This window comes from Iamia sp. SCSIO 61187, from assembly GCF_019443745.1.
In the GTDB taxonomy this organism is placed as follows: Bacteria; Actinomycetota; Acidimicrobiia; order Acidimicrobiales; family Iamiaceae; genus Iamia.
Genome location: NZ_CP050948.1, coordinates 662514 through 676945, shown reverse-complemented (window position 1 = coordinate 676945; position 14432 = coordinate 662514). Strand labels below are relative to the sequence as shown.

Annotated in this window: 16 protein-coding genes; 9 read left to right on the top strand and 7 right to left on the bottom strand. The window is 72.9% G+C overall.

The window, feature by feature from the left end; genetic code table 11:
* Positions 1–25: 25 nt before the first annotated feature.
* Positions 26–403: a hypothetical protein gene (locus HC251_RS03195; protein WP_219943879.1), complete on the bottom strand. Its 378-nt coding sequence runs from the start codon at positions 401–403 to the stop codon at positions 26–28.
* A 40-nt stretch (positions 404–443) separates the two neighbouring features.
* Entirely contained in the window at positions 444–1118 is a 675-nt protein-coding gene (locus HC251_RS03190; protein ID WP_219943878.1) for a uracil-DNA glycosylase, read from the bottom strand.
* Between the two features lie 69 nt (positions 1119–1187).
* Here HC251_RS03190 and HC251_RS03185 point away from each other — a divergent pair, with 69 nt between their 5' ends.
* The 5 genes from HC251_RS03185 (at position 1188) to HC251_RS03165 (ending at position 6633) form a co-directional block, all read left to right on the top strand.
* The gene (locus tag HC251_RS03185; RefSeq protein ID WP_219943877.1) at positions 1188–1832 is read left to right on the top strand and encodes an MSMEG_4193 family putative phosphomutase; all 645 of its coding nucleotides are present in this window, start codon (positions 1188–1190) and stop codon (positions 1830–1832) included.
* 51 nt (positions 1833–1883) lie between these two features.
* The gene (locus HC251_RS03180; protein WP_219943876.1) at positions 1884–2408 is read left to right on the top strand and encodes a DUF3090 family protein; all 525 of its coding nucleotides are present in this window, start codon (positions 1884–1886) and stop codon (positions 2406–2408) included.
* 5 nt (positions 2409–2413) lie between these two features.
* Positions 2414–3301, top strand: a complete 888-nt coding sequence (locus HC251_RS03175; protein ID WP_219943875.1) for an SCO1664 family protein — start codon at positions 2414–2416, stop codon at positions 3299–3301.
* Between the two features lie 399 nt (positions 3302–3700).
* Complete coding sequence (locus tag HC251_RS03170) at positions 3701–5989, top strand: MMPL family transporter (RefSeq protein WP_219943874.1); 2289 nt, start codon at positions 3701–3703, stop codon at positions 5987–5989.
* Positions 5989–6633 (top strand): TetR/AcrR family transcriptional regulator, encoded by a 645-nt coding sequence (locus tag HC251_RS03165; RefSeq protein ID WP_219943873.1) that lies wholly within the window; start codon positions 5989–5991, stop codon positions 6631–6633. The genes HC251_RS03170 and HC251_RS03165 overlap by 1 nt, the downstream gene beginning before the upstream one ends.
* Positions 6634–6708: 75 nt before the next feature.
* Here HC251_RS03165 and HC251_RS03160 read toward each other — a convergent pair whose 3' ends face one another.
* The 3 genes from HC251_RS03160 to HC251_RS03150 all read right to left on the bottom strand — a co-directional run bounded on the left by HC251_RS03160 (position 6709) and on the right by HC251_RS03150 (position 9051).
* Positions 6709–7155: a hypothetical protein gene (locus HC251_RS03160; protein ID WP_219943872.1), complete on the bottom strand. Its 447-nt coding sequence runs from the start codon at positions 7153–7155 to the stop codon at positions 6709–6711.
* Positions 7156–7291: 136 nt separating this feature from the next.
* Complete coding sequence (locus HC251_RS03155) at positions 7292–8254, bottom strand: electron transfer flavoprotein subunit alpha/FixB family protein (protein ID WP_219943871.1); 963 nt, start codon at positions 8252–8254, stop codon at positions 7292–7294.
* A 17-nt stretch (positions 8255–8271) separates the two neighbouring features.
* Positions 8272–9051 (bottom strand): electron transfer flavoprotein subunit beta/FixA family protein, encoded by a 780-nt coding sequence (locus tag HC251_RS03150; RefSeq protein WP_219943870.1) that lies wholly within the window; start codon positions 9049–9051, stop codon positions 8272–8274.
* Positions 9052–9072: 21 nt separating this feature from the next.
* On the opposite strand from HC251_RS03150, the gene HC251_RS03145 reads away from it, so the two are divergent.
* The 3 genes from HC251_RS03145 (at position 9073) to HC251_RS03135 (ending at position 11562) form a co-directional block, all read left to right on the top strand.
* A complete protein-coding gene (locus HC251_RS03145) occupies positions 9073–9744 on the top strand; it encodes a phosphatase PAP2 family protein (RefSeq protein ID WP_219943869.1) in 672 nt (223 codons plus the stop codon).
* 18 nt (positions 9745–9762) lie between these two features.
* Positions 9763–10716, top strand: coding sequence for a diacylglycerol kinase family protein (locus HC251_RS03140; RefSeq protein WP_219943868.1), 954 nt, complete (start codon positions 9763–9765; stop codon positions 10714–10716).
* Between the two features lie 93 nt (positions 10717–10809).
* On the top strand, positions 10810–11562 hold the full coding sequence (locus HC251_RS03135; RefSeq protein ID WP_219943867.1) for an AIM24 family protein: 753 nt from the start codon (positions 10810–10812) through the stop codon (positions 11560–11562).
* Positions 11563–11700: 138 nt separating this feature from the next.
* Here the strand turns inward: HC251_RS03135 and HC251_RS03130 are convergent, their stop codons facing one another.
* Positions 11701–12396, bottom strand: a complete 696-nt coding sequence (locus HC251_RS03130) for a glycerophosphodiester phosphodiesterase (RefSeq protein WP_219943866.1) — start codon at positions 12394–12396, stop codon at positions 11701–11703.
* A 217-nt stretch (positions 12397–12613) separates the two neighbouring features.
* Between HC251_RS03130 and HC251_RS03125 the strand changes: the two genes are divergently transcribed.
* Positions 12614–12904 (top strand): WhiB family transcriptional regulator, encoded by a 291-nt coding sequence (locus HC251_RS03125; RefSeq protein ID WP_370651330.1) that lies wholly within the window; start codon positions 12614–12616, stop codon positions 12902–12904.
* Between the two features lie 183 nt (positions 12905–13087).
* On the opposite strand, the gene HC251_RS03120 is transcribed toward HC251_RS03125, so the two are convergent.
* Positions 13088–14146: an IS110 family transposase gene (locus HC251_RS03120; RefSeq protein ID WP_219941153.1), complete on the bottom strand. Its 1059-nt coding sequence runs from the start codon at positions 14144–14146 to the stop codon at positions 13088–13090.
* Between the last annotated feature and the right edge of the window lie 286 nt (positions 14147–14432).

Genomic DNA, 14432 nt, shown 5'->3' with positions numbered 1-14432 from the left:
CGGGCCGATCTCGACCGGTCGGGATCTAGCTCAGGTTCTCGTCGACGCAGGTCTGGACGAGGTCGCGGATGGCCTCCGGCAGGGGGCCGGGCTCCTGCTCGAGCTCGTCGTTGATCTCCCGGAAGTCCTCGTAGGGGATGCCCGTCTCGGGGTTCGAGATGTCCTCGTAGGAGCACTCGCACACGGCCTGGGCGTCGTCGTCCGAGAACGCCGGACCGGCGCCGTCGTCGTCGGTCAGCGCGACCTCGCAGCCCTCGATGAAGTTCCCCTCGGTGGTGTCGCCGTAGGCGTCCGGGATGTCGCGCTGGTGCGAGCAGGCGCCGAGGGCGACAGCGGCGACCAGGAACAGGCCGGCAGCACGGGCCCGGGTGGGGCGGGGACGGGTCGGGGTGGGGCGAGACATCGGCCGTCCAACCTACCGGTCGTCCCCGAGCGCCCGGGAATCAGGTCCGGCCCAGCTCCCGGGCCCGCCCCAGCACGTCGTCGAGCATGGCGGGGGTGAGCCGCCCGGTGAAGGTGTTCTGCTGGCTCACGTGGTACGAGCAGAGGATCGTCCGCCCGTCGGGGAGCGGCACCTCGACCCCGTGGCCGAACTTCGGGCGGGGCCGGACGCCGAGGAGGCCGCAGACGACCTGGTACCCGAACCCGCCCAGGACCAGGAGCACCCGCACCCCGGTCAGCAGGGCGAGCTCGCGCTCGAGGTAGGGGCGGCACGTGTCGCGCTCGGCCGGCGTCGCCGCGTTGGCCGGCGGCGCGCACCGGACCGGGCAGGTGATCCAGCACCCGTCGAGCCGCAGGCCGTCGTCGCGGTGCGTGCTCGTCGGCTGCGACGCGTACCCGGCCCGGTGGAGGGCGGCGTAGAGGACGTCGCCCGAGCGGTCGCCGGTGAAGATGCGCCCGGTGCGGTTGGCTCCGTGGGCCGCCGGGGCCAGCCCGACGATCGCCAGGTGGGCGGCGGGGTCACCGAAGCCGGGGACGGGGCGGGCCCAGTAGGTCTCGTCCCGGAAGGCGGCCCGCTTCTCCCGGCCGACCTGCTCGCGCCAGGCCACCAGGCGGGGGCAGGCCCGGCAGGCGACGATCTCGGCCTCGAGACGGGCCAGGGAGTCGTCGGCAGCCATGGGCGGGCCAGCGTAGGAGGGCGGTGCGACGGGAGGTGGCGTCGGGATCCGCCGCTAGGTTGCCGAGCCATGGCCCGGCGCAGCGCTCCCCCACCGACCCGGGTGCTGTTCGTGCGCCACGGCCGGACCCCGACCACCGGTGCGGTCCTGCCCGGCCGGGCCCCCGGCCTCCACCTCGCCGACGCCGGGGTGAGCCAGGCCGAGGCCGCCGCGGAGCGCATCGCCGGGCTCAAGAAGGTCGACGCCGTCTACGCCTCCCCCCTCGAGCGGACCCGGGAGACGGCGGCCCCCATCGGCAAGGCCCTCGGGCTGCGGGTCAAGGTCGACAAGGGCCTGCTCGAGGCGGACTTCGGCGAGTGGACCGGGGCGGAGCTGGCCAAGCTCCGCCGGCTCCGGGAGTGGAAGGCGGTGCAGAGCGCGCCCAGCGCGTTCCGCTTCCCCGGGGGCGAGTCCTTCGCCGAGATGCAGGCCCGCATCGTCGGGGCCACCCGGCGGCTCGTCGCCGCCCACCCGGGCGGGACCATCGTGCTCGTCAGCCACGCCGACCCCATCAAGGCCGCCCTCAACGAGGCCCTGGGCGCCCACCTCGACCAGTTCCAGCGGATCGTCGTGTCGCCCTGCTCGATCTCCGCCGTGGCCTACGGCGACCTCGGCACCGTCGTGCTCGCCGTCAACACGACCGCCGGCGACCTGTCCGCCCTGGTGCCCTCGTGAGCGCGGCCCCACCTCCCGCGAGGACCCTCCGTCCCCCCGTCAGGACCCCCCATGGCTGAGAGCCACGACTTCGACGCCGTCGACCGCTTCACCGCCGGCACCCTGGGCGAGCCCGGCGCCCGCACGTTCCTCTTCCAGGCCCAGGCCGGCACCGTCCACGTCACCGTGAAGTGCGAGAAGCAGCAGGTGGCCGCCCTGGCCGAGTACCTCCAGGGTGTGCTGGCCGACCTGCCCGCGGTCGAGGGCGGCGACGACGCCGCCGTGGACCTGGCCCTGGCGCCGCCGTACGAGCCCGACTGGGTGGCCGGCACCTTGTCGGTCGCCTACGACGACGTGGCCGACCGCATCGTGATCCTGATCGAGGAGATCGGCGAGCTCGACGACGAGGACGAGGACCCCCTCGGCGACGACCGGTCCAGCCTGCGCGTGCGCCTGACCCGGGCCCAGGTGACGGCGCTGGTCGACCACGCCGTCGAGCTGGTCGAGGGCGGGCGCCCGCCGTGCCCCGTGTGCGGCCACCCCATGGGGCCCGACCACGCCTGCCCCCGCACCAACGGCCACGGTCCCCCCCGCTGACCACCATGGTCGAGACGGCGCCGCCGACGCCTCCGCCCGAGCCCCTCGACCGGTTGCGCCGCGGCCCGCTCGAGCTCCTCGGGCGCATCGTCGACAGCAGCAACGGCACGTTCCTCGCCTCGGTCGGCGAGGTCGACGACGAGCCGCGGCCGACCACCGACGGCGATCCCGATCCCGTCGCCGACATCGCGGCCGAGGTGTGCGTCGAGCCGGAGTCCGGGGACGGGTGGGACGAGGACGATCCGGACCGGGGCGGGGACGACGCCGATCCCGACGAGGACACGACCACCGCATCGCTCCCGCCCGGCCTCAAGGGCGTGTACAAGCCGCTCGCCGGCGAGCGGCCGCTGTGGGACTTCCCCGAGGGCCTGTACCGCCGGGAGATCGCCGCCTACGAGCTGAGCGTGGCCCTGGGCTGGGACTGCATCCCGGGCACCGTCGAGCGCGACGACGCCCTCGGCGTCGGCTCGCTCCAACGCTTCGTCGAGGCCGACTTCTCCCGGCACTACTTCGTCCTGCGCGACGAGGGCCGCTACGACGACCAGCTCCTGCGCATGGGGCTGTTCGACATCCTGGCCAACAACACCGACCGCAAGGGCGGCCACGTCCTCATCGACGCCGACGACCACATCTGGGGCATCGACAACGGCCTCTGCTTCTCCACCGAGGCCCGGCTCCGCACCGTGATCTGGGACTTCGCCGGCGACCCCATCCCCGACGAGCTGATGGACGCCGTCGCCACCCTCCTCGACCGGGGCCTGCCCACCGCCCTGACCGACCTGCTCCGCGAGGAGGAGATCGAGCTCCTGCTGCGCCGGGCCCGCATGGTCCGCCACGCCGGCCAGATGCCCCACGACCCCACCGGCCGCGCCATCCCCTGGCCCCTGGTGTGACCGAGGCGCAGCGAACGGCGTCGCAGCGAGGAGGTGGGCTCCCGCGCCACGCGGTCTGCCCGGCGCAGCCGCTGGGGCGTGGGGGGAACCCCCACACGAAGAGCCGTGGGGCCGAGGGACGAGGCCTCCGGCTCTGGGAAGACCTTCGGCGCGAGCGCAGCGAGCACGCCACGTTCGAGGAAGGAACCGAGCGCAGCGAGATTCCTGACGAGAGATGTCACCCCACGTCGAGGATGGGCAGCGCTGGACCGTGGCGGCGGTCCGGGGACCAGCATCCGCGCGCGGCGCGAACAGTCGTGCCCGCTCCGGTGACCGACGTCATCTGGACAGCGACCCCGGACGAGCAGAGTGTTAACGACGTTACCTGAACACCGTTAACCCTGCGGAGCGATCAGACCCATGCTCACCCGTCTCGCCCACCTCACCGTCCGCCGCCGGGTCCTCGTGCTCGTGCTGGCCACCGTCGGCTTCGCCCTCGCCGGCGCCGTCGGCGGCGGCGTCGCCGAGCACCTCTCCTCGGGCGGCTTCGACGACCCCGCGTCGGAGTCCTCGCGCGCCGAGGACGCCCTGGCCGACACGTTCGGGACGGGCGCCCCCAACGTGTTGCTCCTCGTCACCGCCGACGACGGCACCGACGTCGACGCCCCCGCCCTGGCCGCCTCGGCCGAGGCCCTCGTCGCCGAGCTCGAGGCCCAGCCCGACATCGACGAGGTCGCGTCCTACTGGACCCTCGGCCGCCCGCCGCCGCTGCGCTCCGCCGAGGGCGACTCGGCCATCGTCGTGGCCCGCATCGAGGGCGACCAGTCCCACGTCGTCGAGCGGGGCAAGGAGCTGCGCGAGGAGCTCAGCGGCCCGATCGACGGCGGGACGGTCGCCATGGGCGGCGCCGCCGGGACCTTCGCCGACATCAACCACACCATCGAGGAGGACCTGGTCCGGGCCGAGCTCATCGCCCTGCCGATCACGATCATCCTGCTCCTGCTGATCTTCCGGGGCGTCGTCGCCTCCCTCCTCCCCCTCGCCATGGGCGCCCTGTCGATCGTCGGCACCTTCCTCGTCCTGCGGGGCCTGGCCGGTGTCACCGAGGTGTCGATCTTCGCCCTGAACCTGACCACGGCCATGGGGCTCGGCCTGGCCATCGACTACAGCCTGTTCATGGTGTCGCGGTACCGGGAGGAGCTGGCGGCCGGGTACGAGCCACCCGTCGCCGTCGTCCGCACGGTCCGCACCGCCGGGCGCACCGTCGCCTTCAGCGCCCTCACCGTGGCCGCCTCGCTGTGCGCCCTGCTGGTCTTCCCCCAGGCCTTCCTGCGGTCCTTCGCCTACGCCGGCGTCGCCGTGGCCGCCCTGGCCGGGCTGGCCGCCGTGGTCGTGCTGCCCGCCGTGCTGGCGGTCCTCGGCCACCGGGTCGACGCCCTGGCCCTCCGTCGGCGCGAGCCCAAGCCCGTCGGCGAGGGCGTCTGGCACCGGGTCGCGACCCTCGTGATGCGCCGCCCCCTGCCCGTCATCACCGTCGTGGTGCTCGTGCTGCTGGCCCTCGGCAGCCCGTTCCGCCACATCGAGCTGGGCCGCCCCGACGACCGGGTCCTGCCCGCCTCGGCCGAGAGCCGCCAGGTGAACGACATCCTGCGCGAGGAGTACTCCTCCAACGAGGCCGGCGCCCTCTCGGTCGTCGCCGCCGACACCAGCCCCGCGGGCACCGGGGCCGAGCGGGACGAGGCCATCGCCGCCTACGCCGCCGGCCTGTCCCAGCTCGACGGCGTGGCCCGGGTCGACGCTGCGACGGGCGTCTACATCGACGGGGCCGCCGTCCCCGTCGGGCCCGAGCTGACGGCCCGCTTCGCCGGCGACGACGCCACGTGGATGTCGGTCGTCCCGTCGGTCGAGCCGGTCTCGCCCGAGGGCGAGGCGCTGGTCGAGGAGATCCGCTCGACCGACGCCCCGTTCGAGGTGCTCGTGGCCGGCGAGCCGGCCGCCCTGGTCGACGGCAAGGACTCGATGTTCTCCCGGCTGCCGCTGGCCCTGGCCATCATCGCCGGCATCACCTTCGTGCTCCTGTTCCTCATGTTCGGGAGCGTCCTGGTGCCGTTGAAGGCGCTGGTCCTCAACCTGCTCAGCCTCACCGCGACCTTCGGGGCCATGGTGTGGATCTTCCAGGACGGGAACCTGTCCGGGTTCCTCGACTTCACGTCCACGGGCTCGATCGACTCGACGATGCCGATCCTCATGTTCTGCATCGCCTTCGGCTTGTCGATGGACTACGAGGTGTTCCTGCTCTCCCGCATCAAGGAGGAGCACGACGCCGGCCACGACAACGTCAGCTCGGTGGCCCGGGGCCTGGAGCGCACCGGCCGCATCGTGACCGCCGCCGCCCTCCTCATCAGCGTCGTGTTCCTCGCCTTCGCCACCAGCCACGTCAGCTTCATCAAGCTGTTCGGCATCGGGCTGACGCTGGCGGTGCTGATGGACGCCTTCGTGATCCGGGGGACCCTCGTGCCCGCCTTCATGCGGCTGGCCGGCGAGGCCAACTGGTGGGCGCCACGGTGGATGCGGTGGATCCACGCCCGGGTGGGCATCTCCGAGACGGTCGACCTCGACGACGACGATCGGGACGATCCGCCGCCCGGGCCTAGCGTGGGCCCCACCGACGGCCCCTCCCGCGAGGAGCCGGTCCCCGTAGGAGCCTGATGGAGACAGGATCGACGACCGCCCGCCCCCGCTCTCGCCGCGGCGAGGGCGAGCGGTTGCGGGAGGAGATCCTGGCTGCGGCCGAGGCGCTGCTGGTGGAGACCGCGTCGGAGGACGCGGTCTCCATCCGCGCCGTCGCCCAGGCGGTCGGCGTGACCGCCCCGTCGATCTACCGGCACTTCGCCGACAAGGACATGCTCCTCCTCGAGGTGTGCCGGCACAGCTTCACGGACTTCTCGGCGGCGCTCGAGGACGCCCTGGGCGCCGACGACACCACCGAGCAGATGGTGGCGCTCGGGCGCGCCTACATCCGCTACGCCGTCGAGCACCCGGAGCACTACCGGATCATGTTCATGGCCCGCTTCGAGCTCTCGGCCCAGGCCTACGCCGAGGAGATGGTGGCCGACGGCTCCAGCTTCGCCCTGCTCCTGCGCATCTCCCAGGAGCTGATCGACAGCGGGCGGGTGCGGCCCGAGATCGCCGAGCGCGGCGCCCTGCACGTCGGCATCCTGTTCTGGTCGTCGGTCCACGGCCTGGCCTCGCTGCTCGTCGCCAAGCCGGGCCTCCCGTGGCCCGACCCCGACGTGCTGGAGGAGCACCTCCTCGCCGGCACGGTGCGCGGCCTCCTCGTCCCCGAGGGCTGAGCACCCCGCCGGACGGGTGCACGGACGGTGCCTGGCACCTTCCGTGGCCACGGATGGTGCCTGGCACCTTCCGTGTCAGCCCTCGTCGGGGTCGGCGGGGACGGGCAGCTGGGCCAGGCGGCGGGCCACCGGCTCGACCTCGTCGGGCGGGAGGGCCAGCTCGACCACCCGGCGCTCGGAGGTCACCACGATGATCTCGGCGTCGGAGCCGTGGAAGGCCTCCGTCCTGTAGCGCACGGGCCGGACCCGCACCTCGTGGGGCGGGTCGAGGGGGACCGGCGCCGCCCCCTGCCGGGTCACCAGGGCGACCTCGGTCGGGTCGTTCACCACGAACGACGCCTCGCCCCCCTCGGCGCTCGGGAGCCGGAGCCGGCCGTCGACCCACTCCCCCCAGCCCCGGGACGTGGTGCGGCGCGCCTTGCACGGCAGGGCCACGCCCTCGCCGGCGGCGAGGCGCTGGCGGCGCACGGCCAGCTCCCTCTTGGCCCGACGGCCCCGGACGCGGGGGCTCCGGGAGCTCACGCGCCGACCCGGCGGGGCGGCGCCTGCGGAGGCGGGAGCGACGACACGAGCGTGGTCAACCGATCGGGTGAGGGTGGTGCCGGGCGCGGAGCGGCCCCGGGCACTGCCCGGGGCCGCTCACGGTGAACGCGTGGGCTCAGCGGGCCTGGAGGGCCTCGATGAGCTTCGGCAGCACCTTGTGCACGTCGCCCACGATGCCGAGGTCGGCGATCCCGAAGATGGGCGCCTCCTCGTCCTTGTTGATGGCGACGATGTTCTTGGAGCCCTTCATGCCGACCATGTGCTGGGTCGCACCGGAGATGCCGGCGGCGATGTAGACCGTCGGCTTCACGACCTTGCCGGTCTGACCCACCTGGTACGAGTACGGCACCCAGCCGGCGTCGACGATCGCCCGCGACGCGCCCGGGGCGCCCTTCAGCAGCTTGGCCAGCTGCTCGATCATGTCGAACTTGTCCGACTCGCCGAGGCCGCGACCACCGGCCACCACGACGGCGGCCTCGTCGAGCTTGGGACCCGAGGTCTCCTCGACGTGACGGTCGAGCACCGTGGCGGAGCCGGCGTTGCCGGTGTCGCCGGTGGCCAGCTCGGCCACCTCGGCGGCGCCGCCGCCGGCCTCCTCGGCCACGAACGACTTCGGGCGGAAGAGGGCGATGGCGGGGCTGCCGGCGGCGAACTTGGTGGTGACGATCTGCGTGCCACCGAAGATCTCGGTGGACACCTTGAGGGCGTCGCCGTCGAGCTCGACGCCGGTGTTGTTCGAGATGACCGGCTTGTCCAGCTTCACCGACAGCCGGGCGGCGATGTCGCGCCCGTCGTAGGTGGTGCCGAAGAAGATGGCATCGGGGGCCTCGGCCTCCACGGCCGCGGCGACCGCCGCCGCCACGTGGACGCCCTGCAGCACGCCGCCGAGGTCGCCGGTGGCGAACACCTTGGTGGCGCCGTGGGCCCCGAGGACGTCGGCCAGGCCGTCGGCGGAGCCGCCGACGAAGGCCTCGACCGTGTCGGCCAGCGTGCGCGCCTTGGAGAGGATCTCGAGGGTGATCGGAGCGACCGTGCCCTCGTTCACCTCGACGTGGACCCAGATCTTGGAGAGAGCCATGACTGTTCCTTCCGTCCTCAGAGGACCTTGAGACCGTCGAGGAAGGCGACGATCTGCTCGTGGGCGTCGCCCTCGTCGACGACCTTCTGACCGGCCTCGCGCTCGGGAGCGGCGGCGACGTCGACGATCTCCTGGCCGGCGCCGGCCCAGCCGACGACGGAGGCGTCGATGCCGAGGTCGGCGACGGTCTTGGTGTCGACCGGCTTCGACTTGGCGGCCATGATCCCCTTGAAGGAGGGGTAGCGGGGCTCGACCACGCCGGCGGTCACGCTCACCACGGCGGGCAGCGGGGCCTCGACCTCGTCGTAGCCCGCCTCGGTCTGGCGCTGGACCTTGACCTTGCCGTCGGCGATGTCGACCGACTTGGCGAACCCGACCGACGGGAGGTCGAGGAGGCCGGCGATCTGCTCGGGCACGACGCCCGTGTAGCCGTCGGACGACTCGACGCCGGCCAGGACCAGGTCGTAGCCGTCGACGGTGCCGATGGCGGCGGCGAGCACCTTGGCGGTGTCGAGGGCGCCGGCGCCGGCGAGGGCGTCGTCGCTCACGAGCACGGCCTTGGCCGCGCCCATGGCGAGCGCCTGGCGGAGGCCGGCGACCTCGCCGTTCGGGGCCATGGACACGAGGGTGACCTCGCCCTCCCCGGCCTTGTCGACGAGCTGCAGCGCCATCTCCACGCCGTAGGTATCAGACTCGTCGAGGATGAGCTTCCCGTCCCGCTTCAGGGTGTGATCCGGGTTGAGAGCGCCGGGATCAGCGGGGTCAGGGATCTGCTTGACACAGACGACCACGTTCATGGTCTGGGAGTCTGGCGGTTGATGGACGACGGGCCAAATCCAAGCTCAGGCGTCATCACACCCGTCCGGGGGGTCGTCGTCGCCGCCGTCGCGACCCTGGTGGCGACGACCGCAGCGGCCCTGCCCGGCGATCTGGTGGCCGGTGAGGTGGCCGTCCTGAGGTGGGCCAACGACCTCCCCCGGGGGGTCGGGGCGCCCATGCAGCTGGTGATGCACCTCGGCGCCTCGCTGGGGGCCTTGGTCGTCGTCGCCGTCGCCGCCCTGGCCCGGCGATGGCGCCTCGCCGCCGCCGCCCTCGTCGGGTTGCTCGTGGCCCGGCTCGTCGCCGGCGGTCTGAAGGTCGCCGTCGACCGCGCCCGCCCGCCGGCCCTGCTCGCCGACGTCGTGGTGCGCCAGCACCTCCCGGCCGACCCCGGGTTCCCGTCGGCGCACGCCGCCGTGGCCGCCGCCCTCGCCGTGGTGGCCGGGTGGGAGGCGCCCCGGCTGCGGATCCCCCTCGCCGCCCTGGCCGTCGCCATCGGGCTGGCCCGCCTCTACGTCGGGGTCCACCTGCCGCTCGACGTGCTGGGCGGGTGGGCGCTCGGCGTCCTCGCCGGGCTGGCCGCCGTCACCGTGGTCCACCCGCGGGTCCCGCCCCACCCCGGGCCGGCGCCGTGGAGCGGCAGCACGGTGCCGCGGTCGCGTCGCCCCTGAGTACGGTTCGGCCTCCCTGTGCGCATCGTCTTGGTGGTCAACCCCTTCTCGTCGTCGGTGACCGCCCGGGCGCGGGTCGTCATCCGCAAGGCCCTGTCGGCCGACCACGACGTCGAGCTGGCCGAGACCAACCGCCGCGACCACGCCACCCGGCTGGCCAAGGGGGCGGCCGCCGACGGCGCCGACGTGGTGGTCGTCCTCGGCGGCGACGGCACCCTCAACGAGGCGGCCAACGGTCTGGCCGGCACGGGCACCGCCCTCGCCACCCTGCCGGGGGGCTCGACCAACGTCTTCGCCCGCACCATCGGGCTGCCCAACGACCCCATCGAGGCGACCAGCGACCTGCTCGAGGCCCTGGCCGCCCGGTCGATCCGCCGGGTCGGGCTGGGCTCGCTCAACGGCCGCTACTTCCTGTTCCACACCGGTCTGGGCTTCGACGCCGCCGTGATCGAGCAGGTCGAGCGACGACCGCAGGTCAAGCGCTACCTCGGCCACCCGCTGTTCGTCTACGCCGCCTTCAGCACCTGGTTCCGCCACTTCGACCGCACCCGGCCCCGGTTCCGGGTGACCTTCCCCGAGGGCCCCGACCCCGAGAGGGTCGTCGACGACGGGTCCTTCGCCGTCGTCCTCAACACCAACCCCTACACGTACCTCGGGAACCGGCCCCTCGACATCGCCCCCGACGCCACGCTCGACTCGCCGCTGGTCGCCATCACCATCCGGTCGATGCGGATCGACACCATCGTGCGGGTCGCCACCGCGGCCCTGGCCGGGGGCGGCCGGGTGGCCCGCATCGGCCAGGTCGACCAGCGCTCGGGGGTGACCGCCGTCGAGGTGAGGGGTCACGGCCCGTTCCCGTACCAGGTGGACGGTGACCACCTGGGCGACATCGAGGAGATCTCGATCCGCTACGTGCCCGACGTCCTCGACCTGGTCGTGCCGGTGCGCCCCCTGGACCCAGCCGAGACCTGACTCCCGGCGGGCACGACGAAGGGGGACCGCACCCCCGTCGTTTGCGTACCCGACGCTCTACCCGGACCACCGGACCGGGCGTACGTTCCGGGCATGAAGAGCGAGATCTTTTCCAACGCCGAGGCCACCGGGACCGGAGCGTTCACGCTCCAGAACTCCAAGATGCTCAAGGTCCGCGTCGGGCTCGACGGCAACCCGCCGGAGATGTTCGCCCGCCAGGGCGCCATGGTCGCCTACCAGGGGCAGGCCAGCTTCGACTACCAGGGCGCCGGCGGCATCAAGAAGATGGTGAAGCAGAAGCTCTCCGGCGAGGGCGTGGCCACCATGAAGATCAGCGGTCAGGCCGAGGTCTTCTTCGCCGACCAGGCCTCCGACGTCCACCTCATCGAGCTCGAGGGCGACGCCGTGTCGATCAACGGGCGCAACGTGCTCGCCTACTCGGCCGGCCTCGACGTCGACGTCCACTTCGTCGGCGGGGGCGGGATCGCCGCCGGCGGGCTGTTCAACACGATCATCCAGGGTCACGGCATGGTGGCCATCACCACCAAGGGCACCCCCGTCGTGCTGGCCACCGACGCGCCGACCTTCGTCGACTCGAACGCCGTCGTGTGCTGGTCGGCCAACCTCCAGACCCAGATCGCGTCGTCGTTCAAGATGAGCAACCTGATCGGCCGGGGCAGCGGTGAGGCCCTCCAGATCGGCTTCTCGGGCCAGGGCTGGGTCATCGTCCAGCCCTCGGAGTTCGACCTGGCCACCATGAACCAGAGCGGCCAGAACACCGGTCCGGCCGGCGGAGCCGCCGGTGGCGGTCTCGGCGGCCTCGCCGGCGGCCTCCTCGGCCGCTGACGAGACCACCCCGCCCGGCGGTCACCGACCAGGCGGGGTCAGGCACCTTCCGTACGCCGCCACCCACGACGAACCCGTCACCCGACGGTACGGATGGTGCCTGACCCCCAGTGACCCGCGAGGGGGTCCGCAAGGCCGCTAGCGCGGCCCCAGCACCGCGAGGGCGACGTCGGGGACGTTGGTGACGATGCCGTCGACGCCCCACCCGGCCAGGCGGGCCATGACGTCGGGGTCGTCCACCGTCCAGGCGTTGACCACCACCCCGACGTCGTGGGCGGCGGCGATGACCGCCTCGGTCGCCCAGCCGTACCAGGGGTGGAGGGCGCCGTGGCCGTGCGCCACCGCCTCGGCCAGGGCCACGGCCCCGTCCTGGTGCATGTGGAGGAAGGCGGTGCCCAGCTCGGGCATCGCCTCCCGGACCCGGTCGATCGTGGGCCGGTGGAACGACGACACGAGGTACCGCTCGGGGGTGCCCCGCCGGCGGACCTCGGCCACCACCTCGGCGGCCACCGCCTCGTCGGGGTCGAAGTCCCGGTCCTCGGGGCTGTTCTTGATCTCGATGTTGACGACCAGGTCACCGCAGGCGTCGAGGGCCTCGGCCAGGGTCGGGACCTCCGGCGGCAGGTCGGCCCGGGCCGTCTCCACCAGCACCCGGCCGTCGGGGAGGGTGTCGTCGTGCAGCACCACCACGGCCCCGTCGGCGGTGCGGCGGGCGTCGAGCTCGACGGCGTCGGCCCCGAGGGGCCCGGCGGCGGCGAAGGCCGCGACCGTGTTCTCGGGGTGGGCGGCGGACGCCCCCCGGTGGGCGATGATCAGCGGTCGATTTCCGGCCATGGGTGCCCTTCGGTCAGGATGACGAGTGACGATCCGTGAGCGGACCGACACAGGTGCAGATCTTCACAGAAGAAGTGCTTGCCGTCGTTAGCACACCGGGGTAGCCTCCCCCTTATCGCCGCGCACACCGCCTTGCCCGCGCGGGTGCGACGCATGTGAAGCGAGTCACGAGCTCGCCTCACCTCTTCGAAGGCCCTACTGGAGGTCCCCCGTGGCTCTGAGCCCTAGCCATCTGCTGTCCCTGACCGTCGCCTCGGCCGAGTGGCGCCGCGACTCCGCCTGTCGGGACACCGATCCGGACCTGTTCTTCCCGGTGGGCACCACCGGGCCGGCCATCGAGCAGATCGAGACGGCCAAGGCCGTTTGCCGCCAGTGCCACGCCCAGACCCAGTGCCTCGAGTACGCCATCGAGACCAACCAGGACTCCGGCATCTGGGGCGGCACCTCCGAGGACGAGCGCCGCCAGCTCCGCAAGCAGGCCCAGCAGCGAGCCCGCCAGACCGCCTGATCCCCGGGCCTCCGGCCCACCGATCGCACGACCCGCCCGGGCCCCGGCCCGGGCGGTGTCGCGTCCGCACCCCCCGTCGCACCGGTCGACCCGCGACGAGGGCCCTCCTCGACCCGGCCCGGCCGACCGACCGGCGCGAGCAGCACGAACCAGCCCGTCCCGGCGCAGATGCTCCTATGGATGTCAAGGCGAGGGGCAGGGGGCGGGGGTTTGTGTGAGGAGGCGCCAGATGCGGCGGGCGAGGTGGCGTTTGAGGGCGCGGATCGCTTCCTTCTTGGTCTTTCCCTCGGCGATTCGGCGGGCGATGTAGGCCTGGGTGGTGGGGTCCCATCGCATGCGGCACAGGGCGACGATGTAGAGGGCCCGGTTGGCTTGGCGGTCGCCGCCGCGGTTGAGCCGGTGTCGCTGGTGGAGGCCGCTGCTGGCATCGACGGGGCTGGCGCCCCAGGCGGCTGCGGCTGCTGCGTCGGTGGCCATGCGGTCGGGGTTGTCGCCGAGGCTGACGATGAAGACCGACGCAACATCGACGCCGATGCCGGGCTCATCGAGCAGTTGGGGGGCGGCGGCTTCGACGATGACCTTCAAGTCGATGTCGACCTCGTCGCGTTCGACGCTGGCTGCGAGCCACCGCCGAGCAAGGCGCCGCAGGGTGATGGCGGCCATGACGTCGGGGTTCGTGACCTCGCCCCCCGGGCGGGACCGGGCGGCCTCGGTGGCGATCTGCGAGATCGTCTTGTGCCGGTAGCGGTCTCGGAGCGTCTCCGAGGCGGTGCTGTCGATCACCGCGTGGATCTGGTTGGCCAGCTTGGTGAGCTCCCGGGTGAGCGAGTCTCGGCTGATGCGAGCGAGACGGGCGGCCTCAGCAGGCCCGGTCCGGTCCTTCGGGACCGCCAGGCCGTCACCGGCCTGAACAGCCCGGGCAGCCGCCACAGCATCGGCAGGGTCGGACTTGCCGGTCCTGCGACGACGTTGACGGTTCGGGCGCCAGACCTCATGGACGGTGACCTGGGCCTCGCGCAGCGATCGACACAACCCGGCCCCCCAGGACCCAGTTCCTTCGACCCCGACAGCGTCCACGGTCCCGAACGAGCCCAACCAACCCCGCAGATCGACATGACCTGCACCCGTGGCCGGGAACTCCCTCACCCCCAACACCCCGCCCCGGCCATCGAGGGCGGCGGCCACATGGACGTGCTTGTGGGTATCGACGCCGCCCGTGACGCGCACCGGGTCGTCTGTCATCGTGGTCACCATTGCTGCTCCTTGTTCGAGGGACAGCGCCCGCCAGCCGGCAACGCGGACAAGACGGTGATGGGACCAGGCCAGGCTCCTATGAAGTCACGGACGCCAAGCCAGCAGGCGCAACCGGAGAAGCCCCCCGGGCGGCCGACAGATCTGCGCCAAGACACCCCCACAAGGGAAGGTCAGCCGCTGGGAGAGTCAGACCGCCCGGAGGGGCCTCTCCACCCACATCATCACCGCCGCTGGGGGCGTGGGGGGAACCCCCACACGAAGAGGCGTGGCGGCG